We start from the raw sequence: 26,947 nt of genomic DNA, 5'->3' as shown, positions 1-26,947 counted from the left end.
CGATGATTAGACGCAGTTATCAAATTATCGGTATTATGCATTAGATTTGTGATTTAAAAATTATTGGTGAAACGCTGATAGAGGTGCAGGCTGTTTTTCAGATTGAGTTTTTTAACGATTTTATTCTGATGGCTATAAAGCGTTTTTTTATTTATCCCGGTTATTTTCGCCACATCTTCAATCGATTCGTAAGTGAATAAGCATCGCAGAAAGTTAAACTCCTTCCTGGTTAAATGATTATTTAATCCGGGAGCCGTCATTAGCTGGTCGCTCTTATGCTGGCACAGCATCATTGCCAGCTCAGTACTAATGGTACCGGTTGAAGATTTTTTATCGATAAAACAATCGGCTGCGATGGCATGGCTGCTATAGTTAATCTTGTTTTTCACTGAATCTGAAAAGAAAATCAGCGTCGCGTTCAAGGTGATTTTTAGTCTGGTCAGATAATCTATCTGAGCCAGCGCCGCGCGGAAGTTTTCTGGCAGATCAAAAATAATGATTGGCGAAAGAGTGGCGGTTTTTTCCCTGTCACGCATCAGTGTCTTCATTTCTCGAAGCGTATTACAGCAAGTGATACTTGAATTTTCCAGCAGCGCAATTAAGCCCTGCTGGTGATAGCAAGACTGATCCAGATAAATGACATCCATGATTAATTTCCGATAAATATCCCTGATTCTGCGAATACTATCGGCTTCCTGGCGGAAATTAACTGTCCATTTTTGGTGCTAAATCACTCACGCGATCGACAGGTCGATTTAAAAGTAGGCCGGGTACAAAGTGTTACCTCTGTGCCCGGTCTGATTTCACACTAAAGCTTAGGCGCGCGCGGCGATGATGCTTTCAGCCACGTTGCGGGGTGCTTCCGCATAGTGCGCAAACTCCATGCTGTAGGTGGCGCGGCCTTGCGACATCGATCGTAGCGTGGTGGCGTAGCCAAACATCTCGGACAGCGGCACTTCGGCGCGAATAATGCGTGCACCAAAGCGTTCATCCATGCCTTGCAGCGTACCGCGCCGCGCCGACAAATCGCCCATCACGCCACCGGCATACTCTTCCGGCGTTTCCACTTCCACCTGCATCAGCGGTTCGAGGATCACCGGATCGGCCAGTTTCGCGGCGGCTTTAAAGCCAAAGATCGCCGCCATACGGAATGCCATTTCCGATGAATCGACATCGTGGTACGAACCAAACGTCAGCGTGGCTTTGATGTCCACCACCGGATAACCAGCCAGCACACCGCTGTTCAGCGCTTCACGAATCCCCTTCTCCACCGAAGGAATGAACTCGCGCGGCACCACGCCGCCTTTGGTGGCGTCTTCAAAGGCAAATCCGGCCCCCGCCTGCTGCGGTTCCAGCGTCAGCACCACATGGCCGTACTGACCTTTACCGCCCGACTGGCGCACAAACTTGCCTTCCACCTCGCGCACCGTTTTGCGAATGGTTTCGCGATAGGTAACCTGCGGCCGACCGATGTTGGCTTCCACGCCAAACTCGCGCTTCATGCGATCCACGATAATCTCCAGATGCAGCTCGCCCATGCCGGAAATAATCGTCTGGCCCGATTCCTCATCGGTGTGCAGACGGAACGACGGATCTTCGGCCGCCAGCCGCTGCAGCGCCAGGCCCATTTTCTCCTGATCGCTCTTGGTTTTCGGCTCAATCGACAGCGAAATCACCGGATCGGGAAACGCCATGCGCTCCAGCGTGATCACCGCATGGGGATCGCACAGCGTTTCGCCGGTGGTGACCTCTTTCAAACCCACGCAGGCGGCGATATCGCCGGCACGAATCTCTTCGATCTCAATACGGTCATTGGCCTGCATCTGTACGATGCGACCGATACGCTCTTTGCGCCCTTTCACCGCGTTCCACACGCTGTCGCCTTTACGCAGCACGCCGGAATAGACGCGCACAAAAGTCAGCTGGCCCACGTAAGGATCGCTCATCAGCTTGAACGCCAGCGCCGAGAACGGTTCGCTGTCATCCGCATGACGTTCATCGTGTTCGCCCTGCTCGTTGACGCCGCTCACCGCCGGTACGTCGAGCGGCGAAGGCATCAGCTCAATCACCGCGTCGAGCATGCGCTGCACGCCTTTGTTTTTGAACGCGCTGCCGCACAGCATCGGCTGGATTTCACCGAGCAAGGTGCGCTGACGCAATCCGGCAACCACCTCCTCTTCACTGAGATCGCCCTGCTCCAGATAGCGATCCATCAGTGCTTCGCTGGCTTCTGCCGCCGCTGCCACCATGTTCTCGCGCCACTCAGCAGCAAGTGCCTGCAACTCAGCAGGAATCGGCGCATAGCTGAAACTCATGCCCTGGCTGGCGTCGTCCCAGTAAATAGCGCGCATTTTGTTGAGATCGACCACGCCGCTAAAGTGCTCTTCCGCGCCGATGGGAATGACAATCGGCACCGGATTGGCGTGCAGGCGATCTTTCATCATCTGCACCACGCGGAAGAAGTCCGCGCCTTGACGGTCCATTTTATTGACGAAGGCGATGCGCGGCACATGATATTTGTTGGCCTGGCGCCACACGGTTTCAGACTGCGGCTGCACGCCGCCAACCGCGTCATACACCATCACCGCGCCATCAAGTACGCGCATTGAGCGCTCAACTTCAATAGTGAAATCAACGTGTCCGGGCGTATCGATGATGTTGATACGGTGCGGCGTAAAGCTGCCGTCCATGCCCGGCCAGAAGCAGCTCACCGCCGCCGAGGTAATGGTGATCCCACGCTCCTGCTCCTGCGCCATCCAGTCAGTGGTTGCCGCGCCATCGTGCACTTCACCTAACTTGTGGCTCATTCCGGTGTAAAACAGGATGCGCTCGGTGGTGGTGGTTTTACCGGCATCGATGTGCGCGGAGATGCCGATGTTGCGATAACGTTCGATGGGGAGGGTTCGGGGCATGATGCGTCCTTAGTCATTCGACTCGTTCTGCGGCGCGCACCATTGCCCGCCGCTGCGCAACAGCCTAAACCCATTGTACGAGTAAATACGAACAGTTTGAGCCTTTTTTAAACATCGTTAAAATCTTGTAGGTGATTCAGCATTTACGGGCTGGAAAGCCGTCGCCGGTCACTTTAAGGTAAGACTTTCACTCTCAACGGGAAAATTGACCATGCGTATTCTGGTAGTCGGCGCCGGCGCCACCGGCGGCTATTTTGGTGCACGTCTGGCGCAAGCAGGACGTGATGTGACTTTTCTGGTGCGCGAGCGCCGTTTTCAACAGTTGCAGCAAACCGGTCTGGTGCTGAAAACCCCCGGCGGCAGCGAAGTGATTCAGCCGCAGTTGGCGCAGGCCGGTTCGCTTGATGGCCATTACGATCTGATTATTTTGACGGTGAAAAGCTTCGCGCTGGATCAGGCGATGAATGACATCGCGCCCGCCGTCGGTCCGGACACGCTGATCATGCCGATCCTCAACGGCATGCGGCATTTCGATACGCTGCGCGCGCGCTTCGGCGACAAGGTGATTGGCGGCTTGTGCAAAATCAACGCCACGCTGGGAGAAAATGGCGAAGTGATGCAGATGACACCGCTGCATATTCTCTATTACGGCGCGCTGGACGGTCACAACGATGCGCGTTTGCAGCGCGTGGATGAAGCGCTGCGTGCGGCGCAGTTTGATACGGTGTTTGCCGACAACATCATCAGCGAGCTGTGGGAAAAATGGTTGCTGCTCAGCACACTGGGTGCGGTGTGTTGTATCGCGCGTGGCAATACGCAACAGGTGCTGACGTCACAAGGTGGCGAAGCGCTGCTGCAAGGCGTTTTTGGCGAAGTGTTGGCGGTGCTGAGCGCGGAAGGTTATCAGCAGCGTCCGGCGGTGACGGCGAAGATTTATGAGACGCTGAACAATCCTCAAGCGGCGATGACCTCGTCGATGTACCGCGATTTAACCCAGGGCTTTGAGATTGAGGCCGATCAGGTGATTGGCGATCTGCTGGTGCGCGGCGCACGCAGCGGCGTAGTGACGCCGTTGCTGAACGCGGTGTATGTCAATTTGCAGGTGTATGTGCAGAACCGATAACGTTGGTCGCCATTCATGGCGACCGAAACATCACAACCGTGACTGCACGCCGGGCAACTGCTTCAGGCGTTGCCAGCCGGCTTCCACCGCTTCTGGCACCTCGACGTGGCCGATGAAACCTTTTCCGCGCGGCCCGTAGCCGTTTTCATCGTCGCGCAGGCGCTGGATTTCACCCATCAGCAGCGACAGAAAACGCTCCATCGACCACAATCCTTGCGGCGGCGCGCCGATGATGCGCAGCATGCCCGCGTCCATCATCACCTGCGGCACAAATACCGGCCAGCTGATAAATTCCGGTGCATCCGCACGATCGCGCCATTGATAGCGGAAGGTTTCCCAGGTGCGACGCTGCATCAGCGGATCCTGCACCAGCAGCACGCGCTGCGGCTGCCAGCTGTGCTCATCCAGTAGCTTTTGGCTGAAGGCGGCGTTTTCCCCGCAGTTGCATGAGGCGGTTTCCAGCAGTAGCAAATCGTCCGGCAGCGCGGCAAATACGCGGGCGACATCGCCCAGCAACTCGGCTTCGCTTTTGCCTTTGCTGTCGATTTGGCGATACAGCGGATGTGCGGCAAGCATCTCCACCAGCAGCGAGGTTGAGTGACCGGTGCCGCCGCTGATCAATAACGGTAGCTGATACTTTTTCGCCACGGCAATCACCGCTTCCACGTTCGGCAGGACCGCGTGACCAGCGAGAATGGCTAAATCGATGTCGAGCGTGCCATCTTGTGGCATCTGATCCAGCGCCAGCCAGGCCGCCAGGGTGTTGATATCCTGAATCTGATGGTTATTGAGCTGCATCCGGTTCTCCTCTTTTTACCTTTGGCAGTGTAGCGGCTTAAGTGCGTGTCGGCAGGGAAAAATTTGCTACACTCGCAGCTCAATCTTCAGGAGAGATTCATGACTGCGCGCTCCGTAACCCTCGACGATGTTGCTCATCTGGCTGGGGTTTCTTATCAAACCGTTTCCCGCGTCCTCAACCATTCCGAGCAGGTTTCGCCGCGCACCCGCGCCAAAGTAGAAGCCGCGATGCAGCAGCTCAACTATGTGCCGAATCGCGTGGCGCAGCAGCTGGCGGGCAAAAACACCCGCACGCTGGGTCTCGCCACCAGCGATTTAGCCTTGATGGCGCCCGCGCAGATCGCTTCGGCGATTCAGCAACGGGCGGCGGCGCAGGGTTATCATCTGGTTATCGCCATGGCGAATCCCGATAATGCGCCGCAGGATACAGTGAATGAACTGCTGGCGCAGCGCGTGGATGCGCTGCTCATTAACCTGCCGCTCGATGCGGCGCAGGCTGCGCAGATTCAGCAACAGTGCGACAACAAGCCGGTGCTGTTTCTCGATGTGGAGCGCAGCGCTGAAGTGGCGCAGTGCCAGTATCAGAGCGAATCCGGGGCGCAGCAGGCGGTCGATCATCTTGTGGCGCTCGGCCATCGCCAGATTGGCGTGTTAAATGGACCGGAAAGTTCTGCCTCGGCGCGCGCGCGTTTCGCCGCGTGGCAACAGGCGCTGGCGGCGCATCAGCTCAGGCCATTCTGCGTGCTGAGCGGTGACTGGAGCGCGGCATCGGGTTATCAGGCGCTGCTGGCGCGGTTGCCCAACACTCTGCCGCAAGCGCTGCTGGTGGCTAACGATCAAATGGCGCTCGGCGCGATGCGCGCGCTGCATCAGCACGGCGTGAAGATCCCGGCGGAGATTTCGCTGATTGGCTACGACGATACCGCGGAAAGCGCGTGGTATCAGCCGCCATTAACCACCGTGCGTCAGGATTTGCAGCAGTTGGGCGCGGTAAGCGTGGATCGCTTGCTGGCGCAGCTGGAAGGTGGCGATATGGCAGAGGAGACGCTGGAAACCGAGTTAGTGTTGCGGGAAACCACCGCGACGCCGCAGCAAGATGAGGTGGATGTGGCGGAGATTGCGCAGCAGTTGCAGGTGTTGGCGCGCAAGTTAAAGCGCACCTCATAAATAAGTTTAGGTGCGCGAATTTGCGCACCTGGTCGTAATTACCCGAGTGCGAGTTTTACGGCGTCTTCTGCGTGAATCAAGGTGGTATCGAACAGCGGCACGCTGGCATCTTCCGCTTTTACCAGCAAGGTGATTTCGGTGCAGCCGAGAATGATCGCCTCTGCGCCCTGCTCCACCAGCTCAGCAATAATCTTGCGGTATTGCGCGCGAGATTCATCGCGGATCACGCCAAGACAGAGTTCCTGATAAATGATGTCGTGCACCACTTTACGACCGGCTGCATCGGGAACCAAAACGTCGATCTCCGACTGATGAAGTCGGCCTTTGTAGAATTCCTGCTCCATGGTAAACGCCGTTGCTAGCAAGCCGACTTTTTTTACGCCCGCCTGACGAATGCGTTGTGCGGTGGCATCGGCGATATGCAGCAGCGGAATGCGGACCGCATCAGTGATTTGCTGCGCGACTTTGTGCATGGTGTTGGTACAGAGCACAATAAAATCCGCGCCGCCCTTTTCCAGACTGAGCGCCGCTTCTGCCAGGATCTCGCCCGCTTTTTGCCACTCGCCAGCGGCCTGTAGCTTTTCGATTTCATGGAAATCGACGCTGTACATCAGGCTGCGCGCGGAGTGCAAACCGCCCAGCTGCTGTTTCACCTGCTCATTGATAATACGGTAATAGAGCGCGGTGGATTCCCAGCTCATTCCGCCAATCAAACCGATCATTTTCATCTGCTTAACTCCGTTTTAAACATGCTGCTCAGCACTGTAAGCGAAAAAGACAAACTGCGCGATAAATCGCGCCGCTACCGAAACGCGCAATGTTCGTGTAGCAGCGCAATTTATTGCGCAAACTTTTCCGGCCAGCGCGCTGCAGGAAACAACGATAAGCGAATATTGAACAGGTGGAACATTGGCGCAAACAGCGTGTTCTCCTGCAACGCTGCCGCTTCCAGCCGCAGCAACAACGTATTTAATTCCGCTAACAATTCCGGCTGCGGCGTGGTTTGCAGCGATTTTAACCGACGCTTAAGGAACTGGCTCAGCTCATGGAACATCGCCGCGCTTTCGATGTGATGCGCCAGCAGCAGTTCACGATGACGCGTGTAATAGTCGTAGCAGTTTGCGCCCAGCCAGGCTTCGGCAATCAGATTGCCGCCGGAGACCAACTCTGGCACCGGATCGACACGCTTACGCGGCAGAATAATGTTGACCTTATCCAGCGTGCGCGAAACAAACTGCTGACGCGCGGTCAGCGTGACGCTGTTGAGCCGCACCGTGGCGATAAACTGCAGCAGCTCGCGGATACCTTTGCGCACCGCGCGTTTGGCGGTCCACGACGGGCGCTTGTTGCGGATCAGCGCCGTGATCACCACCGCGAAGGTAATGCCCACCAGCGTCGAAAGAATAGCGTTCACTATAAGCTGTAGATCGGGCTTGAAGTTGTGGCTCATGCCAATCAGCCCGGGAATCTGCGTGGCGACAATCAGGCCAATCAGGTTGGTTGACGGATTGGCGATAACCAATCCCAGCGCCAGCAAGCCCGGCGCAAGGCAAATCACCAGCGCTTCGAAGGTCACCGCCTGCGGAATCAGCAAGGTGATATATAGCAGGCTGATCACCACAGAAATCAGCACCCCTTTCAGGAACAGTTTCATCGGCGCAATCGGGCTGTCCATGCCAGCAAAGAAGGAGCACAGCACCGCCGCCATCATCGGTGCGGTGGCACCATCTACCCAGCCGCTGCCGATCCAGAATACGCAGGTAACGAAGGTGGCAATAAACGCGGTAAACGACGACAACAGCAACAAACCCTTATCGACGTGTTTGTGCGCGCGCGCCATTTTTCCGGCTTTAACCGCGGGCGTCCATTCACTGACGCGCTCGCTCACGCTTTGGTAGGCATCAACGATGCGCACAAAGTTGAGTAGGCGCTCCAGCAATCCGCTCAGCAAAATGCTCTCTTCACTGTTGAGCCTGCCCTGTTGCCACGCCCGTTTCAGCTGCTCTTGCGCGTGACTGAGCTGGTCGCGCACCGGCAGCTGATCTTCACCATTTAGCCATAGCAAAAATTGCTGAAACACCTCGGCGATAAAGTCGGGGAAACGGATTTGCTGCTGCGCCAGCAAATTGAGGCGCGATTCGATTGCCGTCAGCGTGGGGATGAAATAGGAGAGATGCTGATACTGCACGCTGACTAAGCGCACCAGACGCCGCGCGGCATCGCCTTCATACACGCAGTGCGTGATGAGCGTTTCGACGTTAAGCGGATAGTTGGCCATCTGAATCAGGATATCTTCGCGCTCCACCGACTTCTCAGCCGGCATCGCCGTGACCAGTTCACTGCACAGCTTGCGCGCGTTCTGATACCACAGGTTCACGCTCTGCTCTAACAGATTGCGCATCGAGACCGGCCACAGCAGGCGATGCACCAGGCTGCTGCAGACGATGGCGACGGTGATCTCCTCAACACGCGAGATCACCGTGTAGGTGATGGCCGAGGGCGACACCACATCGGGAAAACCCATGATCGCCGCGCTGTAGCCCGCCAGCATAAACACATAGCTTTTCGGCGTGCGGTCGTGCAGCGAAAGATAGAGACAAACCGCCACCCAAAGCGAGATGCACAGGCTGAACAGCAGCGGATCCTGCACCGTGGCGGGGTAGATCAGTAGCGTAAACAAGCCGCCCAGCAGGGTGCCGAAGAAACGGAAAACCGATTTCGATACCGTCGATCCCGAATAGAGCTGCGAGGCAACGTACACTGTAGTCAGTGACCAGGCCGGTTTATCGAGATTGAGTTCCAGAGCAATGTAAAAAGCCAGAAAGGCAGCAAGACAGGTTTTGGCAGAAAACAGCATTGCGCTTCGTGAAAACCACTTCATAGAACGGGTAAAACCTTATGCAGGCAGCGGAATGGCTTATCCTGACAGAAGCATTTGGCAATGGCATTTTGATTTGTTATACAAATTATTACCGTGCTAATTATATGGGCATCTATGGAAATGGCGGACGCGTTTGCTGATTACAGTGAATGATCCAGATCACATAGATAATAGTTATAAGCGATCGAAATTAGTTATTTATTGGTTATATAAGGGCTTTGCTAAGGTGGCAAAAAAACCACGTGAGAATCATCATGAAAGCAAAACTTCCTGTCCTGAGCGCTTTAGCTCTCAGCTTTGGCCTGCTCTCCACGCACGCTTTTGCCGCTGACCCAGAAACCGTCACCATCGGCTATCAAAAAGCCAACATCTTTGCCCTGCTGAAATATCGCGGCACGCTGGATGAAACCTTTAAGAAGGAAGGCATCGCTATCCGCTGGGTGGAGTTCCCGGCGGGCCCGCAGATGCTGGAAGGCTTAAACGTCGGCAGCATTGATTTGGCAGCAACCGGCGATGCGCCGCCTGCCTTCGCCCAGGCAGCGAAAGCCGATTTGATCTATCTCGGTCATTCACCGGCTAACCCAAAAACCGAAGCCATCGTGGTGCCGAAAGATTCCGCCATTAAAAGCGTGGCGGATTTGAAAGGTAAACGTGTCGGTCTGAACAAAGGCTCTGACGTTAACTATCTGCTGGTGAAAGCGCTGGAAGATGCGGGGCTTAACTACAAAGATGTGACGCCGGTGTATCTGCCGCCCGCCGATGCACGCGCGGCTTTCCAGAAAGGCGCGATTGATGCATGGGTGATTTGGGATCCGTACCTTGCCGAAGTGGAAGCCAATGCCGGTGCGCGTGAAATCCGCAATGCGGAAGGATTAGTGCCACATTACACTTTCTATCTCGCCAGCCGTCCGTTCGCGGAAGGTCATCCTGATACTGCGAAACAGGTTGTCGATGAGTTGAGCAAACTCAGCGATTGGGCCAACAAGAACCCGGATGACGCGGCAGCGATTCTGTCGAAATCAACCGGCCTGGATAAAGCCATCTGGCAAACCACCATTAAACGTCTGCCTTACGGCGCGTCACGCATGTCGCCGCAGGTGTTTGATGAGCAGCAGGCGTTAGCGGATACCTTTACGCGCGTGGGACTGTTGCCGGTGAAAGTGGATGTGCGCAGCGCGACCTGGTCGCTGGATAAGAAGTAAGTCATTACCAACAACCAGGTCGTCATAAATAGCGACCTTACATGCCCGGTGCGCATTTACGCGCACCGGGTTTTATCAGCCCTCGCCCCTGCCAATCTGCCAAATCCCCGTCGGTGCGGTGCCATTCACTTTCCAGTCGCCGATATCACGCGCTTTGTACACCACCGGATTATGTGATGACAGAGTTCGCGCGTTGCGCCAGTGACGATCCAGCGCTTTGCTGACGCGCGTATCCGATGCGCCCAGTGCGTTAAACAGCTCGGTGGCGGCGCGTGTCACCAGCTCGCTGGCAATCACCTGCGCCTGCCCCGCTTCGGCTTCGGCCAGCACATTCGCGGCGGCAATTTGCGCTTCATCGTTGCTGACGTGGGCAACATATGCTGATTGCAGTGAATGTGTCGCGCGGATCACCGTGGCTTCCACCGCAAACGCCAGGCTGGTAATTTCACCGATCACCTGCAGAATCTGCGCATCCTGACGCACAGCGCCGCCGTTGCCGTGGCTGTAAACCCGATTTCGCGCCGCCACCGCCTGCGCACCGTCGCGCGCCACCGCACGGCCAATTCCCGCCAGCGTGGCCAGCAAGACATGCTGATAGAAAGCGGTTTGATAACGGAAGCGGGTGGCGAAATCGTAGACGTGTTCCTGCTCGACATGGGCGTTAGCGAAACGCGTGGTGCCGCTGCCGGTTAAGCGCTGGCCAAAGCCGTCCCAGTCGTCCTCACGCGTCACCCCGGGTTGGTGAGTGTTCACCAGAGCGATAACATCGCCCTGATTGTCATTGCGGCGCGCATAGACATCAATCCAGTCGGCGAACAGCGTGCCGGTGCTGTAAAACTTCTCGCCGCTCAGCGTCCAGCCGCTTTCGCCTGGCGTGACGCGCGTGATGACATCGCCGAGTTTTACCGTGCCAATTTCCGTCCAGCCGCTGCCCACCAGCTCGCCATCAATAAAACGGCCAAACCAGCGATCGCGTTCCGCGCTATCCGGCTGATTCAATCGATCTTCGACAAAAGCGAAATGCGCGCGCAGCGCCTGCGGCAGATTCGAGTCGGCTTCTGCCAGCTCGGTTAACAGCTGGAACAGCTGCGGCAGCGATGCGCCCCAACCGCCCTTCTCTTGCGGAATGCGCACCGTGCCGAATCCCGCCTCTTTCAGCCAGCTAATCGGTTGATGCGGCAAAGTACGTTCCCGCTCGCGTGCTACCGTTCCTTCAGCGATGCGCGCGAAAATCGGCCGGAAGTGCGCCGTCAGCGCCTCATAATCGGTGCCTGTTGCCAGTAAGCTCATGGTGACTCCTGAGGTGAAAGATCGTCGATGTCATGCAGCGTGGGCTCGTGGCGCACCGCCAGCAGGAAGAAGATCGGGATGATCGCTGCCAGCGATACCACCCAAAACATATTGGTGCCGAGCGCGGCTTGCAGAAGCGGCAGGATGAACAGCGCTAACGCGCTACCGATGCCGGAAAGCGCGCGGCTGAAGCCCACGCCGGTGGCGCGAATTGAGGTTGGATAGGAAAGCGCTGGATAGACCATCAGCTGCGCGCCCGGCCCGAAGCCCTCGGCAAACAGCCACAAGCCGAGCATCAAAACTGCAAAGACGATTCCGGCGATGGCTTGCGGATGACCAATTAACGCCAGCGCGATCAGCGCAAAGAATTGCAGGGCAAAGCCAGCAATCGCGACGTGGCGCGACGGATATTTCCACGCCAGACGCATGCCAAGCAGGCCGCCGGTAAAGGCGAACAGCGCGTTGAGTCCCAGCGATGCCGAGATGGTTTCAAACACACCCGCGCCGAGGAACTGCGCCAGAATCGACGGCAGGAAGAAGGCAATGGCGGTGTATTCAAACGAGATACAGATGTTCATCACGCCCGCGACGATGGTGCGTTCGCGCCACGGCTTCTCAAACAGCACGCGGAAACTCACTTTCGGTGCCGCAGCAGCCGGTGGCGCTTCGTGTTCCGCTTCGTGGGCGTGAATGCCGTAGGAATCACGCAGAATGCGCACCGCGGATTTCAGATCGCCCTGATTCGCCGCCCACAGTGGCGATTCGTTCATGAATTTGCTGCGCACCGCGATGATCAGCAGCGCCGGTACCGCACCGAACAGCAGCGACGCGCGCCACAGCCAGTCAAGATGCTCTTTCGGCAGCAGGAAGTAGAGCGCGAAGATCAGCAGGAAGCACAGCGTTGAGGCGGCGTACCACATCGGGCACCAGGCTGCGAGTCGGGATGCCTTGTTGCCTTTACCAGCGAATTTGGAGAACTCCGCCAGATATGACATCGCCACCGGCAAATCGATGCCGACGCCCACGCCCATCAGGAAGCGCGCGCCAATCAGCACCCAGACGTTCGGCGCTAACCCCGCCGCAATCGCTGAAACCACAAAGAACAGCATGTCGGCCATGAACACCGAATAGCGGCCATATTTATCCGTCAGCCAGCCGCCCACCAGATTGCCGACGATGGTGCCAACCATAATTGAGGAAGTGACTAAGCCGGTGAGCAGCGGCGAGAGCTGAAACTCGCGCACCACATCATCGATGCCGTACGACAGCGTGGTGAGATCGTAGGCGTCGAGAAACACGCCGCCGAGCGCGAGGAACACAATCATGCGCGCGTAGTTGTCATTTTTGGTGCGAGTGTTGATCAGCCTTGCCACATCACTGACCGAACGTACCGGTTCGGAAACCGGAATGGTGTTTTCTAAAGGAAGAGAACTCATAACGCCTCACGTTGTTGTTTTGTAGTGCAGGTGAGGTTGTTATAAGCGTTTTTCTGGCTGCGCCAAAACAACAATTATTGATGTTAATTTACATTAAAATCAATTAGATAAATGTTTTTAGCCAACACAAAAACCCGGGCGCGCCTGACGCGTCCGGGTGTTCAAACAACAACCATTTATTCGGCTGAGACCGGCACCAACACGCCTTTTACCAGCGGATCGTCGGTGGTCTTCAACCACTGCTGGACGCGCGGATCGGAGAAGGCTTTTTTCAGCTTCTCGATGTTTTCCTGGTCCAGATAAGGCGTGCCAATCACCAGCTGTGAGGCGAAAGTGCGCGGCGCAGGCGGGAAGAGAATGCCTTTTTCGCGCGGCACTTTACCGGCATCAAATTGCGAGACGTAACCAATCGCCGCATCCACCGAGTTGAGCGCACGCGGCATGGTCAGCAAATCGAGCTCTTTAAACACGAAACCGTGCGGATTGCCGACAATGTTCTTCAGTTTGGCCGTGCGCGGCTCGACGTTGGGATCGAGCGTGATTAAACCCTGACGCGCCAGCAACCATAATGCCTGGCCCTGATTGGCGCCATCATCCGGCACCACGATGGTCGCGCCCTGCGGCAGATCCGCTACCGATGTGTAGCGATCGGAGTAGATGCCAAACGCCCACTGGAACAGCGGCAGCGTTGAGGTGAGCGCAAAACCGTTGGCATCCACCACTTGCTTGAGCCACCACTGATGCTGATACACGGTGGCGGCATACTGCCCTTCCGCTACCGCGCGATCGGCTTGCACCGGATCCTGCACGCCAACCGCCTCCAGCTTCAGGCCATAATCGGGCGCGATGTGCTCGCCAACGTATTCAATCAGCTTCTGCTCGCCCGCCATCGCCGGTTCAAAATGCACCTTCAGCGTGGTGCCAAAGACCACCGCCTGCGCCTGTTGGCTGCGCCAGAACCAGCCGCCTGCTGCAAGTACAACGACCACTATAATCAGTAGCAGCCACGGCCAGCGGCGGGTTTTACGCAGCTCGAAATCTTGTGTTGTCATAACGATGTCCCCTGAGGATGGCGTAATGCGGTGACCAAACGGTCGCCGAGAAATTGAATGGTTTGAATTAAGGCGATCAGCACCACGATGGTGGCGATCATGATGTGATTATCGAAGCGCTGATAACCGTACACCACCGCCAGATAGCCGATACCGCCCGCGCCGATGGTGCCGGCAATGGCGGAGTACTCAATCATTGAGATCAGGTTGAGCGTCACTGCCGCCACAATCGCCGGCAGCGCTTCGCTAAGTTGTGCCGAGCGGATGATCTGCCAGCGCGAACCGCCGCACACCAAGCCCACCGCCGTGACTTCACCGGGCAGCTCACGCAGCGCGTTGTCCACCAAACGGCCAAAGAACGGAATACCCGCGGCGATCATCGGCACAACGGCGGCGGGAATGCCGATGGTGGTGCCGGTTAGCCAGAAGGTGAACGGAATGATGGCCGCCATCAGCACCAGAAACGGCAGCGAACGGCCCATGTTGACGATCCAACTCAACACTCTATTAATGCCGCGATGCGGAAACAGACCGCGCACCGAGGTGTTGAACAGCACCACGCCGACGATGCCGCCGAAGGTGACCACGAACAGCATCACGATCGCCACCATCAACGCGGTTTCGCCCAGAGCGGGCAGCATCAGCGCCGGGATTTCTAGCCACGGCGTATCCTGACTCATCACTGATACGCTCATACCGCCTCCCGCAATGGCAACACGCTGCCCGAAACGCTGGCAACTAAGCCCAGCTGTTCCAACTGCAATAGCAAACGCGCCAGCGGCACGCGTTCCTGTTGATAGTGAATGCCCACCTTGAGGCGGCCAGCTTGCAGACCATTCACCTGCTCAACGTGCGCGCCGAGCAGATCAATACGCAGACCAAACTGCTGGCTGAGGCGCGAAATCCAGTCGCTGACAACCGGCACATCGGTGCGATAGCTGAGCTGCAACACCAGCTCGGCATCGCCCGCCTGCGCTGCCAACGGGAACAGGCGCTGCCCCAATAGCGAATCGGGTTGCGCCAGCAGCTCTTTCACCACGCCGTACTGCACGATTTGGCCGTCGCGAATTTCCGCTACCGCATCTGCCGCCTGACGCACCGCGTCCATTTCATGGGTGATCAGCACAATCGCCAGCTTGTAGTCATCACGCAGTTTTTTCAGCAGGTCGAGCACGGTGACGGTGGCTTCGGGATCGAGCCCTGAAGTGGCTTCATCCGCCAGCAACACCGACGGGCGCAATGCCAGCGCACGCGCGATACCAATACGCTGCCGCTGACCACCAGAAAGCTGGCCCGGATAGGCTTTGGCTTTGTGGCTGAGGCCGACGCTATCGAGCAGTTCGCCCACGCGCGCGGCGATATCGCGATCCACCACGCCAAGATAGTGCAGCGGCAAGGCGATATTCTCCCACGCGGTTTTGCGTTGCAGCAGCGCGGAAGACTGGAACACGGTACCAATTGAGCGACGCGCCTGACGCAGCGCTTCGCCATCCAGACGAGAAAGATCGCTGCCGTTAACGCGGATGCTGCCGGCGCTCGGTTGTTCCAGCAGGCTAATGCACTTCGCCAGCGTCGATTTACCCGCGCCGCTCGGCCCAACTACCGCGGTGATGTTGGCTTGCGGTACTTGCAGGCTGATGGATTTCAGCACCTCGGTGATGCGGCCGTCGGGCGCGCGATAGTGTTTGCTGAGCTGTTCTATTTCGATCATGAGACCTCCTGCGGCGTGGAGGATTTAACGCGATAGACCGCGCCCGGATGCGGTGCTTGCAGCTGCGGGCCGGCGGCGAATAACTTTTCGCGCAACGTGCCCTGCGCGTACTCTTTTTTGTAGACGCCGCGCTTTTGCAGCTCCGGGATCAGCAGCTCCACCACATCTTCAAAGGTTTCATGCGTCAGGGCGTAGGCGAAGTTGAAGCCATCTACGTCGGTCTCTTCAACCCAGCTTTGCAACTCATCCGCGACAGTTTCCGCACTGCCAACAATCAGCGGACCAAAACCGCCGATACCGACCCAATCCGCCAGCGCTTTTACCGTCCACTGACGATCGGGATCGGCGGTGGAGAAGGTTTCGACCGCCGATTGGATGGCGTTGGTGTGGATATATTTCAGCACCTGATCCGGCTGATACTGGCCGAAGTCGATACCGGTCCAGCCTGATACCAGTGCCAGCGCGCCTTCGTAGCTGACCCAACTGGTGTACTCTTTCCATTTCGCCTGCGCCGCCAGATCGGTTTCGCCAACAATCACGGTTTGCAGATTGAAGATTTTGATGCTGTAAGGATCGCGCCCCGCTTCCACCGCGCGGCGGCGAATATCGGCGACGGTTTTCTTCAGCAGCACTTTTGACGGCGCGGCAACAAATACGCATTCGGCATGTTCTGCGGCAAACTGTTTGCCACGACTCGATGCGCCCGCCTGATACAGCACCGGCGTGCGCTGCGGTGACGGTTCGCACAGGTGAATGCCCGGCACGTTGAAGAAGGTGCCCTGATGATTGATGGGATGGATTTTACGCGGGTCGCTGAAGATACGGCGTTCGCGGTCACGCAATACTGCATCCTGCTCCCAGCTGCCTTCCAGCAGCTTGTACACCACTTGCAGATACTCGTCGGCGTAATCGTAGCGGCTATCGTGATCGGTCTGGGTTTTGTGCCCAATGTTGCGCGCCCCGCTCTCCAGATACGAGGTGACGATGTTCCAGCCGATGCGGCCTTTGGTCAGGTGATCGAGCGTCGATAAGCGGCGCGCAAACGGATACGGATGTTCAAACGACAGCGACGCCGTGAGACCAAAGCCGAGGTGTTCGGTGACCAGCGCCATTGGCGTAATCAGCGCTAACGGATCGTTGACCGGCACCTGCGTCGCCTGGCGGATCGCCGCATCGCCGTTGCCGTTAAGTACGTCGTAAACGCCGAGCACGTCGGCGATGAATAGGCCGTCAAATTTGCCGCGCTCCAGCAGGCGCGCCAAATCGACCCAATACTCCAGGTCTTTGTATTGCCAGGAACGGTCACGCGGATGTGCCCACAGGCCCGGCGACTGGTGTCCGACACAGTTCATATCAAATGCGTTCAAGCGAATTTCACGTTGCGATGGCATAGCAATCTCCATAGCGAGGCCGTGATCGTGTTACGACCCGGCGTTCGTCAGTTAATTTTTAGGATGTTGAGAGATTAAAGCGCTGAAGGGGGACATCGCTCGGCGGGAGCGATTTGCAGTTCTTGTAAAATATGTTTCGCCACAGCGGCGGCGTGATCGGCAACCTGCGGCAATCCCATCAGTTCACCGAAGCGCGCACGCGCAGCGGGACCGACGACAAACAGTCGTGCGTTGGGCTGGCCGTTAACATTGAGCGTGTGCGATTGGCTATCGACATCAATACCAAAACCGAGCAGGTCAGCGCGGATTAGCCCTTGCTGGCTGAGCGACTGCAGCAGCGGCTGGCTAGCAGTTAAGGCTTCATGGCCGGGACCGGTTGTGACAATCAGATGATCGAGGCGGTGGGTTTCGCTGGCGCCCTCGCGCGTGCGTAGCGTGATTTGCAGTTGGTTGCCGACATCGGAGATGTCGCTAAGCCGCGCGGCCAGCACCTTCAGACTGCCCTGCTGACGACGTGCGCTGATCACCGCTGACACCTGCGGCGCGATGCGATAGCGATGCACATCCCACCACGAACGCAAATGACGGACAAAACGTTGCTGCTCGCGCAGGGGCAGCGATTGCCAGATATCCTGGCCTTGCACGCGCACCTGATCGAGCACGCGCTGCCACGGCAAATCCTGTTCCGCGGCTCGCGCAACCTCGGCGCGGATATGTCGTAGCCACAGACGCGCGCTGGACGCATCCTGCGGGGCTAATGTCCATTCAGGCCATTCACCGCTCAGGTTATCGCGCGAGAGCTGCCCACGGCGTGAGAAGGCGATTAACGGGCCACGATGCTGTCTGGTGCCCAATGAAGCCACCACGTCCGCCATGCTCAAGCCGGTACCGATAATCGCCACCGAGGATTGAGGATCGATGGCGTCTAATACGCTGTGCTGCCATGGATTGGCAATCAGCGCCGGATGCGCCGAGAACGGTTGCAGCGCACGCGGCAACGATGGTGGCGAATGACTGATCGCTAACGCCAGTACATCACCCCGCAACATTTCGCCGTTGCTGAGCAACAGCTGCTCGCCTTCCCAGGCCACGGCGCTGGCCTGAACATGGCGCAGCGTGACGTGCGGATACGCCTGCGCAGCTTGCGCAAACTGTTCTGCCAGATAGCGACCGAACAGGCTGCGCTGCGGATAGACCGCGCCGTCTTCACAGTGCGCTACTGAGTCCAGTGAACATTCCGGCTGTTGGCGATACCAGCGGTCAAACGCGCCCTGCTCTTCACCGCTTAACTGCATGCGCGAAGCGGGTACGTTGATGCGGTGCGCAGGCTCCTGCGTGGAATAGGCAACGCCGCCGCCGAGGTTGGCGCGCGGTTCGACCACTGTAATCAGTAATCTGCTCGATGAGGTTCGTGCGAGATGAATCGCCAGCGCTGTGCCGCTAAAGCCACCGCCAACAATGATTACCCGTGCCATTGCCTTCTCCTGCATTAGCTGGCGCTCGTCTGTTTTGACGGACGCTTATCGCCGCCAATGGTTTCACCAAATGGGCCGGTGTTAATGGTGCGTTCACGCTGCTGCTGTGCGTTAGCCAGCGGTAGCAGCGGTAATAGCAACTCGGCCACGCGATGCGCTTCTTCCAGATGCGGATAACCGGACAGAATGAAGTTGGTGACACCCAGCGCCTGATATTCGCGGATACGCTCAGCCACCTGCTCCGGGCTGCCGACCAGCGCAGTGCCCGCGCCTCCGCGCACCAGACCCACGCCCGCCCACAGATTCGGCGAGATATAGAGGTTGTCGCGCGAGCCGTTGTGCAACGCGCTCATTCGTGCCTGACCGGCGGAATCCATACGCGCAAAGATTTTCTGCGCCTGCGCGATGGTCTCTTCATCAAGATGACCAATCAACTTATCTGCCGCCGCTTTGGCTTCTTCTTCGGTCTCGCGCACAATCACATGCAAACGAATGCCGTATTCCAGCTTACGTCCGCGCTGTTCTGCACGTGCGCGCACCACTTCCAGCTTCTCGGCAACCTGCGCTGGCGGCTCGCCCCAGGTGAGATAGGTATCGATCTGTTCCGCTGCTACATCAATCGCCGCCTCAGATGAACCACCAAAATAGAGCGGCGGCCCCTTTTCCTGCACCGGCGGAAACAGCACTTCTGCGCCTTCAACGTGAATGTGTTTGCCTTCGTAATCCACTTTCTCGCCGCGCATCAGGCGACTGTAGACGTCGAGGAACTCTTTGGTGACTTCATAACGTTCACTGTGGTTGAGGAAAATGCCGTCGCCTTTGTTCTCAATCGGATCGCCGCCGGTCACCACGTTAATCAGTAAACGCCCTTCAGACAGACGATCAAGCGTGGTCGCCATGCGGGCTGCCAGCGTTGGCGGCTGCAGGCCAGGACGCACCGCCACTAAATAGCGCAGACGTTTGGTGATCGGCGCTAACGCCGAGGCCACCAGCCAGGAATCTTCACAGCTTTTGCCGGTAGGAATTAATACGCCGTAGAAGCCAAGATTGTCGGCGGCGAGCGCCACTTGCTGCAAGTAGGGTAAATCGACCGGGCGTCCGCCTTGCGTGGTGCCGAGGTAGCGTCCATCACCGTGCGTCGGTAAAAACCAGAAGACATTAATTTTATCGTTCGCGGAATCGGCCATTATGCTTTTCCTATATAACTTTATTAAAAAATGATCATTTTGAACTGCTTATTTGGTTATATAGCTTTTAGCAGAAAGCGTGCCAGGTTGTTAACGGGCGCGAATCCCCGTATTTCAGGCGGTTAGCCTTGTCGCCGTCAACCAAAATAGTTGCATTTGCGACTCTGGCGCAACAGCAATTGCTGCATATGCAACTGCTTATGCTTTTTACATGGTGTTAATAGTCAGCGTGAGCATTTAGGTTAACGATATGCTCGTTACAGGACTCAATGCCATGTTAACCACCTATAATCCCACCGATTCACCGCGCTTAGTCGATCCCGCTTCTCTGGCGTTTCAATCGCTGCTGGATAAGTTCGCGCCCACAGATGCCACCGTGCTGATTGTCGGCGAAACCGGCACAGGTAAAGAAGTGGTGGCGCGCTATCTGCATCATCACAGCCAGCGACGTCACGGCCCTTTCCTCGCGGTTAACTGCGGCGCGCTGACGGAAAGCCTGGCTGAAGCCGAGTTGTTTGGCCATGAGAAAGGCGCTTTTACCGGCGCGACGCAGTCACATCCCGGCTGGTTTGAATCAGCGCAAGGCGGCACCTTGCTGCTGGATGAGATTGGCGAGCTCAGCCCTTCACTGCAGGTTAAATTATTGCGCGTGCTGCAGGAGCGAGAGATTACGCGCGTGGGCTCGCGAAAAGCAATCAAGGTGGATGTGCGGGTTATCGCGGCTACGCATGTGGATTTGGCGCAGGCGATTCGCGAGCGACGCTTTCGCGAAGATCTATTCTATCGGCTGAATATTGCGGTGGTGCCATTACCGCCGCTGCGTCAGCGCCGTGAAGACATTCCGCTGCTGGCGCAACACTTCCTCGCCCTCTACGCACGACGCTTAGGCCGCCCGGCACGGCGTCTTTCGCCTGATGCGCTTGAAGCGCTGCGCGAATACACCTGGCCCGGCAATATCCGTGAACTGGAGAACACACTACATAACGCCGTATTGCTGAGCCGCGAAGAGACGCTGACGCCCGCACAGCTGCGACTTGCTGGTTACAGTGAACATGGTTTTAGCGAGTCAAACGATTCAACGCTCGACAGTTTTCTTCAGCAGCAGCTAACCAGCCAGCCGCAACAACTGTTTGACCGCGTTATCAGCAGCCTGATTAGCAATGCGCTGTCGATGACAGATCAGAATCAAACCCAGGCCGCGGCGCTATTAGGTATCAGCCGCCACACCTTGCGCACGCATCTGGCGAATCAGGGAATGATTAAAGGAAGGCGCAAAGCGCCGGTAACTACGTCGACATCTCATACACACGGGACGCAGGAGCGTGAGCTGCGCATTGGCTATCAGAAGTTTGGCAATCTCGGGGTGTTAAAAGCCCGTCAGAGCCTCGAACACTGTTTCGCTCAGCAAGGCATTAGCGTGTTGTGGAGTGAGTTTCCCGCCGGGCCACAGCTGCTGTATGCGCTGCAAAACAACGAAATCGATTTTGGTACGACCGGTGAAGTTCCCCCGGTCTTCGCCCAGGCGAGTGGCAATGCGGTGACTTATATTGCCTGGGAGCCGCCAGCGCCGAGCAGCGTTGGCATTGTGGTGCCTCATGACAGCGATATTCGCACCATCAACGATCTGCGCGGTAAGCGCATATCGGTTAATAAAGGCTCGAACGTTCACTGGCTACTGCTGCAGCTACTGGAGGAAGCGGGCATTGGTCTGGATGAACTGAAAGTGGTGTATACGCCGCCAAAATATCCGCTGACGGCAAGTGATTATCTTTCGGTTGATGCCTGGATGATGTGGGATCCGTTGCTCAGCGCCGCGGAGAGCAATCCCGAGCTGCGGGTTTTGGTTAATGGTGAAGGGCGCGTACGTAATCATCAGTTCTATCTGGCGCGGCGTGATTACGTTGAACAGCACGATGACATCCTCAGACAGCTGGTGGAGAATTTGCAACAAACGGGTTTGTTCATCGATAGCCATCGCCACGAAGCATCAATGTTATTGGCTCAGGAGCTTGGATTGGAAATCGCATCAGTTGAACGTGCCTTGACTCGCCGCAGCCACAAAACACGTGCGATGGCCTTCGAAGTAATCAAAGAGCAGCAGACCATCGCCGATCGCTTTTATGCGTTGGGGCTGATTAATAAACCGGTGCGCGTGCGCGATGCGGTCTGGCAATTTTCATCAGCTTTAACGTTAATTGAGTAAGGTGAGTCTTGAAAGTTATCCACGTTTTCTGTGGATAAATCATTGAATATCATCTGGCTAATCTCGCCTATGGATTTTTGAGGGTGGCTGAAACTAAAAGTTAATTGGCGATTTCAGCCTGAAATTTTAGCTAAAAATCCTTAAATTTCATAACAATAGAGATGAAATCGATTGGGCGAGCAGATGAATTTTCACTCGCTGGCTTGACGGCAATTCTGCTGTTGCTGGCTGTTGTCGCTTTCGCGCACAGCTGGTTAAATTGGCTGCAGTCAGTTAATCGGTATTGGTGATTTATTAATGGATACCTTGAGCTGCTGGCTAAAACAGTGGCGATTTCAGGCTGAAATTTCCGCGTCGATAAGCTATATTTCATACAGTTAGCGATGAAATTGCGCTGGCGAGGCATTGTGAAGGGCATAAAAAAACCGCCCGGAGGCGGCATTTCAATTACTGATTAAGATACTTATTGAGCGTCTCGTTAATCACTTTATCCAACTCTTCCTGCAACTCTTTTGACTGGCGATTAAACTCGTAGCTGAACATGCGTCCGCGCGTTTTCTTACGCGCAAAGCGGTCTTTATCGGCGAAACTCCACAATGGCGTCGCCACGGTTTTATCTTTTGCCGGTGACTGAATCAGCGTCTGGCTACCGTTACGCACTAAACGCAGAATGCCATTCTTCACTTCGTCTTCGGCCAATCCATCGCGCGCGCATACGGTATCAACATCCATGCCGATAGTATCGATCAGGGCATCAACCGTTTGTCCGGTTTCCTGTAGCTTCTCATACGCCTGCAGCAGCGATTTATAATCAGGATAGGTCAGCTCTGAATGATTCGGGAACAGCGTTACCAGCTCAAGCGGCACGCTTGCCGCTTGCAATGCACGCGTTACCTTGGCCTGCGATAAGCCTTCGCTTTGCGCAATCTCTTTCTGCGACAATCCACTCTCTTTAAGCGATAGCAGACGCATGCCCACCTCACGCAGATTGTGCTCGCGCGCGGTCTGAATATCCTGGGCTAAACGACGCGCTTCTTCCGCCGAGATAGCCACGTCTGTAACCAACACATCAAGCCCAGTTTTGCAGTGCAGAGCCGCTGCACGACGGCGTGAACCATCGAGAATCTCAATGCGATCGTCACGCTTTACGCCAATCGCCGGGAAAAACTGCTGCAATTTGATGGTGCGAATGATGTCGCGCAGCGATTCTGGCGTAAGGCCAGACTGATCGCGGCCATTGGTTTCCATCTTAACGAAGGTTTTCTCTTCAATTTCCTTCGCCGGGATGTGCTCCAGCGTGAACAGGGCGCGTTTACCCGTCGCCAGAATAAATGTCTGAGAATGGCCATCCGCGCTTTCCTCAGTCTGCAATGGTGTCTGGCTGAAGGTTCGGCCAATAGTGATTCTTTTTGCGCTCATAGTAACCTCAGTTCAGGCGAATGAATTCAATACGGTCAAATACGGCTTTCGCGAAATCTTCCGCCGCTGAACGCGCATTCTTTAAGGCTTCAGTGCTGCCCACGTAGGTTGATGGATTGGCTGAGATAACCGTATCAAACGACTCTCCGCAGCGCTCAAAGCCATCCAGACGCGGCAATGCAGCATCAAGCATATCGCCGCCAAAAATCTCTTTCGCCAGGCTGTGACACAGCTTGTGGTCCGCTTTATTCGACAGTTTAGACATAAAGCCAATGTTGCCCTGCAAACGGCAGGCTGCGCCCGATTCTTCAATGATGCCAATCAACTCCGGCAAACGCGTTAAGTACTTCAGCGTGGAGTGGAAATCCACCTGCGCGGGCGGCACTGGCGTCATTAGTAAGTCTGAAGCAGCAATGGCGTTCTTCAGGAAGGCATCAAGATGTGGGCCGCTGTCGATAAAGATAAAGTCGTAATCTTTCTTCAGCTTGGCCACTACATTGTCATACAGCACCGCGTGGATGTTTTGATCGGGCAGGTGAGCAGCACACAGTTCTTCCCAACGCGAGGCAATAAAGGCGTCATCAATTGACGCCGGCAGCACATCGACGCCTGGAATAATCGACGAAACAATAAACTCGTTGAGCAACTCTTCGCGGCTGACGTTCTGCAGCATCGCCTGGGCGGCGGTCGCTTCCACTAATCCCACTGAACGTTGATGGTTCAGGAACATGGTGGCGGAAGATTGCGGGTCCAGATCGATGACCAGAATACGCAGATCTTCAAACAGCAGATGCGGATGCGCACGTAATGCGTGTGCCAGCGAAACGGTAGAGACCGTTTTCGAAACGCCGCCTTTGAGGTTGCCAACAAAGATGCTGAAGGCTTCATGGTGGCGATCGCGGTACTTGGGCACACCGCGATGGTGATAGATATCGATGATGTTCTGAATCGACATCGCATACTTGGTTGAGCTGCCCGCTGCACGCTTATCGAACGGATAACCATTTTCTTCCATTTCGTTGACAGCGTAATCCACGCTCGCACGCGTTAATTTGGGCAGTTTGGCTAACGCCGCTTTAGCGTAAACCTGATAGAACGTGTTTTCCCGCAATTCTTCTTTCTGCGCCTGAATCTGTTCAGTCAGGCTCATCAGCATTCTTTCTGAACGTTGTGCGACCTTCAGAACTTGCTTCTCATCGTTAGCCATACTTGCTCCACACATGTAGGATTTACGACTTTATACATAAATCCAGCACACGAGGCAAATATATCTCTTCTGCACAGGAAGAATAAGTTATGTGAAAACACCTTGATTAAGAGCACGTTAACGAAAATATTCACTGTAATCAGTGATGGTAATTTAGCCATATTGGTTTTTTGTACGATTTTGAACCGCTGATTTATCGTTGATTGGGGCAAAGATTCACTGTAGTCAGTAGCTGATTTCTACCCTGTATGCTTTAAGTAGAGAAAGGAGAAGGGTTGTGGCGGCTGAAATTGCTGGAACGTTCACTGTAATCAGCTAGCAAAAATGCGCCGATGCCCAACGTTCACTGCAATCAGTAAAAGGTTCACTGTGATCAGCGAGCGGTGGCTGAAGATTCACTGTAATCAGTAAATGATGCGTGGAAATAAAAAGCAGGTGAGAGAACAACGATAAGTGTCATGCTGGTGAGATGTTCACTGTAATCAGCAAATCCTGAAGACGTTTTCACATAACGCTAAACGTTCACTGTAATCAGTAAAAGCCTTGTACTCGTCATCGGCAAAGATTCACTGTAATCAGTAGACGTTGTCGCGCTGCGATAAACCGTTCACTGTAATCAGTAAGTCAAATTGGCCAGACCGAGATAATATTCACTGTAATCAGTAAAAGTTATAACGCTGTACAGAACGTTCACTGTAATCAGTACAGCATGATAAGCATGATAAGACGAACGTTCACTGTAATCAGTAGAGTGTTATTTGCCTACAAACTGATATGCCCGGAATCGCCATGTGCGATACAGCGAAATATCCACAATGTCGTCAACAACATTCACTGTAATCAGTAAATACACGCTGCTAATTAAAACGCCCAACGTTCACTGTATTCAGTAAAAAAAGACGCGCTGAGCGAGTTTGTTTCATGCTGCAAACCTGGCAGGGCAGGGGACGAGTTGGTAATGTTCACTGTAATCAGTGACAGCGTGACATGTTGTTCAAGCAGTATATGAGCGTCAGCACGAGCGTCTCACGTTTCAGTTCACTGTAGTGAGAAGGCAAACCAAACGTTCACTGTAATCAGCTTAGTGACCAACCCTGTCACTTTTACTGGCTGTATTCACAGTTTTATTGCTGATTACAGTGAATCAGTTCGAAACAGGCGTTTTTAATATTTAGAAATCATTAAGTTGCAGTTGATCGTTCACTGTATTCAGTATGCAGCCTCTAATTCGCATTCACTGTAATCAGTGATAGCGAGCGCTCCAACAAACGTTCACTGTGATCAGTAGAAAGGCAGTGAAAAAAAAAGTTGAGTACTACGCCACCGCCCTTGTAAGTGCTCACTATCTTTATAAGTCGCTTAGAAAGGCTACAACGTGGTGCAAAACATCGCATAAGACACTACAAAAGCAGAAGGCTTCTGATTACAGTGAACGTTGCTGATTACAGTGAATGACGCGAGGACAGCTGATTGCAGTGAATGTTGGCGGAGGAGCATGTGTCACTTTTGCTCAAAAAGTGACACAGCTTGAGGAAAATTACTAATTACAGTAAGCGGGCAACATCATTCTTCGAACTCAATATCTTCCAGCGAATCGATACTTTCAAGATTGCTGATGCCGTCGAGTTTTGGCGTCCTGCTGTGGATGATGAAGAACACTGAGCGGCCGCGTTTCACTTCCGAATAGTCGAGATAGCCGATCTCTTTAAGCTGCTCCATCGCACGTCGCACCACGTGATTTTGCGTGGTGGTTTTCGAGCCCAGGTTTAAACGCATACGCAGACGCGCCAGAGAGATGGGCGCCGGATTCGTTGGCAAACTTTCGAGATAGGTATACAACGCCTGAGCCGATTCTTTACGTTTTAAACGCGAAATGGCTCGCAGCTGCAGTAACACTTTATGGTCGAAGTTGTAGAGCTCGAACAACTTTGGATCGGCCTGGATACGCACCAGATCCTTTTCACGATCGTAATACGCCGATTGAACAAGGTGAGTGTGATAGGCTTTGCCATTACCTTCAAAGGACAACGTATTGGTAGCAATGCGTCGCAGAGAGGCATCTAAGCGCTTACGTAGCGCAGCCGAAGAATTTGCCGAAGGGATCCCGCACATTTTAACGAAATCGATAAACGGCAGCGTCACGGTGTCGCCCTTTGAGGGATAACGCGAGAAAGACTGAATAATTCCGGCCCAGGTTTTGAAATCATTATCCATGTCCAGCCTTGCGCCGGTAATGGTAATCTTTTCATAACCTTCCGATTTCACTAAAGAAAGGTTCTTTAGCTCTTTCGTTGCATCGGTCGATGCCATTGCGCCTGATTTACCGCGCGCGGTGGACTTCAATGTAGGAACAAACAGACCCAGGCGCATTAAAGCGACCGGTTGTACGGTGTTATTTTTATTGGGGTGGAGTTGAATAACTTCACCGCTGTTTTTTGTCACCGACAGAAAAGGCTCGAGTAACGCCTTGTTTTCACTCTCTTTATCTGCCAT

20 protein-coding genes are annotated in these 26,947 nt (G+C 55.1%); 4 read left to right on the top strand and 16 right to left on the bottom strand.

Annotated features, from left to right (window positions below; translation table 11 throughout):
- Positions 1–53: 53 nt before the first annotated feature.
- Positions 54–647 carry a LuxR C-terminal-related transcriptional regulator gene (locus MWH02_RS07400; protein ID WP_271460196.1) on the bottom strand — a complete coding sequence of 198 codons (594 nt, stop codon included), beginning with the start codon at positions 645–647 and terminating at the stop codon, positions 54–56.
- 168 nt (positions 648–815) lie between these two features.
- Complete coding sequence (gene fusA / locus MWH02_RS07395) at positions 816–2,912, bottom strand: elongation factor G (RefSeq protein WP_271460195.1); 2,097 nt, start codon at positions 2,910–2,912, stop codon at positions 816–818.
- 211 nt (positions 2,913–3,123) lie between these two features.
- Here fusA and MWH02_RS07390 point away from each other — a divergent pair, with 211 nt between their 5' ends.
- Entirely contained in the window at positions 3,124–4,035 is a 912-nt protein-coding gene (locus MWH02_RS07390; protein WP_271460194.1) for a ketopantoate reductase family protein, read from the top strand.
- Between the two features lie 30 nt (positions 4,036–4,065).
- On the opposite strand, the gene MWH02_RS07385 is transcribed toward MWH02_RS07390, so the two are convergent.
- Positions 4,066–4,833 (bottom strand): ElyC/SanA/YdcF family protein, encoded by a 768-nt coding sequence (locus MWH02_RS07385; protein WP_271460193.1) that lies wholly within the window; start codon positions 4,831–4,833, stop codon positions 4,066–4,068.
- Positions 4,834–4,932: 99 nt separating this feature from the next.
- Here MWH02_RS07385 and MWH02_RS07380 point away from each other — a divergent pair, with 99 nt between their 5' ends.
- On the top strand, positions 4,933–6,000 hold the full coding sequence (locus MWH02_RS07380; RefSeq protein ID WP_271460192.1) for a LacI family DNA-binding transcriptional regulator: 1,068 nt from the start codon (positions 4,933–4,935) through the stop codon (positions 5,998–6,000).
- A gap of 38 nt (positions 6,001–6,038) precedes the next feature.
- Here MWH02_RS07380 and MWH02_RS07375 read toward each other — a convergent pair whose 3' ends face one another.
- Complete coding sequence (locus tag MWH02_RS07375; protein WP_217547766.1) at positions 6,039–6,728, bottom strand: aspartate/glutamate racemase family protein; 690 nt, start codon at positions 6,726–6,728, stop codon at positions 6,039–6,041.
- A gap of 110 nt (positions 6,729–6,838) precedes the next feature.
- On the bottom strand, positions 6,839–8,881 hold the full coding sequence (locus tag MWH02_RS07370) for an FUSC family protein (RefSeq protein WP_271460191.1): 2,043 nt from the start codon (positions 8,879–8,881) through the stop codon (positions 6,839–6,841).
- Between the two features lie 254 nt (positions 8,882–9,135).
- Between MWH02_RS07370 and MWH02_RS07365 the strand changes: the two genes are divergently transcribed.
- Positions 9,136–10,083: a sulfonate ABC transporter substrate-binding protein gene (locus MWH02_RS07365; RefSeq protein WP_271460190.1), complete on the top strand. Its 948-nt coding sequence runs from the start codon at positions 9,136–9,138 to the stop codon at positions 10,081–10,083.
- Between the two features lie 75 nt (positions 10,084–10,158).
- On the opposite strand, the gene MWH02_RS07360 is transcribed toward MWH02_RS07365, so the two are convergent.
- The 8 genes from MWH02_RS07360 to ssuD form a co-directional block, all read right to left on the bottom strand.
- Positions 10,159–11,373, bottom strand: a complete 1,215-nt coding sequence (locus MWH02_RS07360; protein ID WP_271460189.1) for an acyl-CoA dehydrogenase family protein — start codon at positions 11,371–11,373, stop codon at positions 10,159–10,161.
- Positions 11,370–12,809 (bottom strand): MFS transporter, encoded by a 1,440-nt coding sequence (locus MWH02_RS07355; protein WP_271460188.1) that lies wholly within the window; start codon positions 12,807–12,809, stop codon positions 11,370–11,372. Before MWH02_RS07355 ends, MWH02_RS07360 begins: the two co-directional genes overlap by 4 nt.
- A 176-nt stretch (positions 12,810–12,985) precedes the next feature.
- A complete protein-coding gene (locus tag MWH02_RS07350; protein WP_101761172.1) occupies positions 12,986–13,861 on the bottom strand; it encodes a MetQ/NlpA family ABC transporter substrate-binding protein in 876 nt (291 codons plus the stop codon).
- Positions 13,858–14,556, bottom strand: a complete 699-nt coding sequence (locus MWH02_RS07345; RefSeq protein ID WP_271460187.1) for a methionine ABC transporter permease — start codon at positions 14,554–14,556, stop codon at positions 13,858–13,860. Before MWH02_RS07345 ends, MWH02_RS07350 begins: the two co-directional genes overlap by 4 nt.
- Positions 14,553–15,572: a methionine ABC transporter ATP-binding protein gene (locus MWH02_RS07340; RefSeq protein WP_271460186.1), complete on the bottom strand. Its 1,020-nt coding sequence runs from the start codon at positions 15,570–15,572 to the stop codon at positions 14,553–14,555. The genes MWH02_RS07345 and MWH02_RS07340 overlap by 4 nt, the downstream gene beginning before the upstream one ends.
- Positions 15,569–16,963: an LLM class flavin-dependent oxidoreductase gene (locus MWH02_RS07335; protein ID WP_271460185.1), complete on the bottom strand. Its 1,395-nt coding sequence runs from the start codon at positions 16,961–16,963 to the stop codon at positions 15,569–15,571. The genes MWH02_RS07340 and MWH02_RS07335 overlap by 4 nt, the downstream gene beginning before the upstream one ends.
- A gap of 74 nt (positions 16,964–17,037) precedes the next feature.
- Positions 17,038–18,438 (bottom strand): FAD/NAD(P)-binding protein, encoded by a 1,401-nt coding sequence (locus MWH02_RS07330; protein ID WP_439652359.1) that lies wholly within the window; start codon positions 18,436–18,438, stop codon positions 17,038–17,040.
- A gap of 14 nt (positions 18,439–18,452) precedes the next feature.
- Positions 18,453–19,625, bottom strand: a complete 1,173-nt coding sequence (gene ssuD, locus MWH02_RS07325) for an FMNH2-dependent alkanesulfonate monooxygenase (RefSeq protein ID WP_101761167.1) — start codon at positions 19,623–19,625, stop codon at positions 18,453–18,455.
- Positions 19,626–19,899: 274 nt separating this feature from the next.
- On the opposite strand from ssuD, the gene MWH02_RS07320 reads away from it, so the two are divergent.
- Complete coding sequence (locus tag MWH02_RS07320; RefSeq protein WP_271460183.1) at positions 19,900–21,828, top strand: sigma-54-dependent Fis family transcriptional regulator; 1,929 nt, start codon at positions 19,900–19,902, stop codon at positions 21,826–21,828.
- A 447-nt stretch (positions 21,829–22,275) separates the two neighbouring features.
- Here MWH02_RS07320 and MWH02_RS07315 read toward each other — a convergent pair whose 3' ends face one another.
- The 3 genes from MWH02_RS07315 to MWH02_RS07305 all read right to left on the bottom strand — a co-directional run bounded on the left by MWH02_RS07315 (position 22,276) and on the right by MWH02_RS07305 (position 26,947).
- Complete coding sequence (locus MWH02_RS07315; RefSeq protein ID WP_110867047.1) at positions 22,276–23,247, bottom strand: ParB family protein; 972 nt, start codon at positions 23,245–23,247, stop codon at positions 22,276–22,278.
- Positions 23,248–23,254: 7 nt separating this feature from the next.
- The gene (locus MWH02_RS07310) at positions 23,255–24,454 is read right to left on the bottom strand and encodes an AAA family ATPase (RefSeq protein WP_008109176.1); all 1,200 of its coding nucleotides are present in this window, start codon (positions 24,452–24,454) and stop codon (positions 23,255–23,257) included.
- 1,563 nt (positions 24,455–26,017) lie between these two features.
- Positions 26,018–26,947: a RepB family plasmid replication initiator protein gene (locus MWH02_RS07305; protein WP_007886110.1), complete on the bottom strand. Its 930-nt coding sequence runs from the start codon at positions 26,945–26,947 to the stop codon at positions 26,018–26,020.

It is taken from the genome of Pantoea leporis (assembly GCF_028048155.1).
GTDB classification, from domain to species: domain Bacteria; phylum Pseudomonadota; class Gammaproteobacteria; order Enterobacterales; family Enterobacteriaceae; genus Pantoea; species Pantoea leporis.
This window is presented reverse-complemented; position numbering and strand designations above follow the sequence as displayed.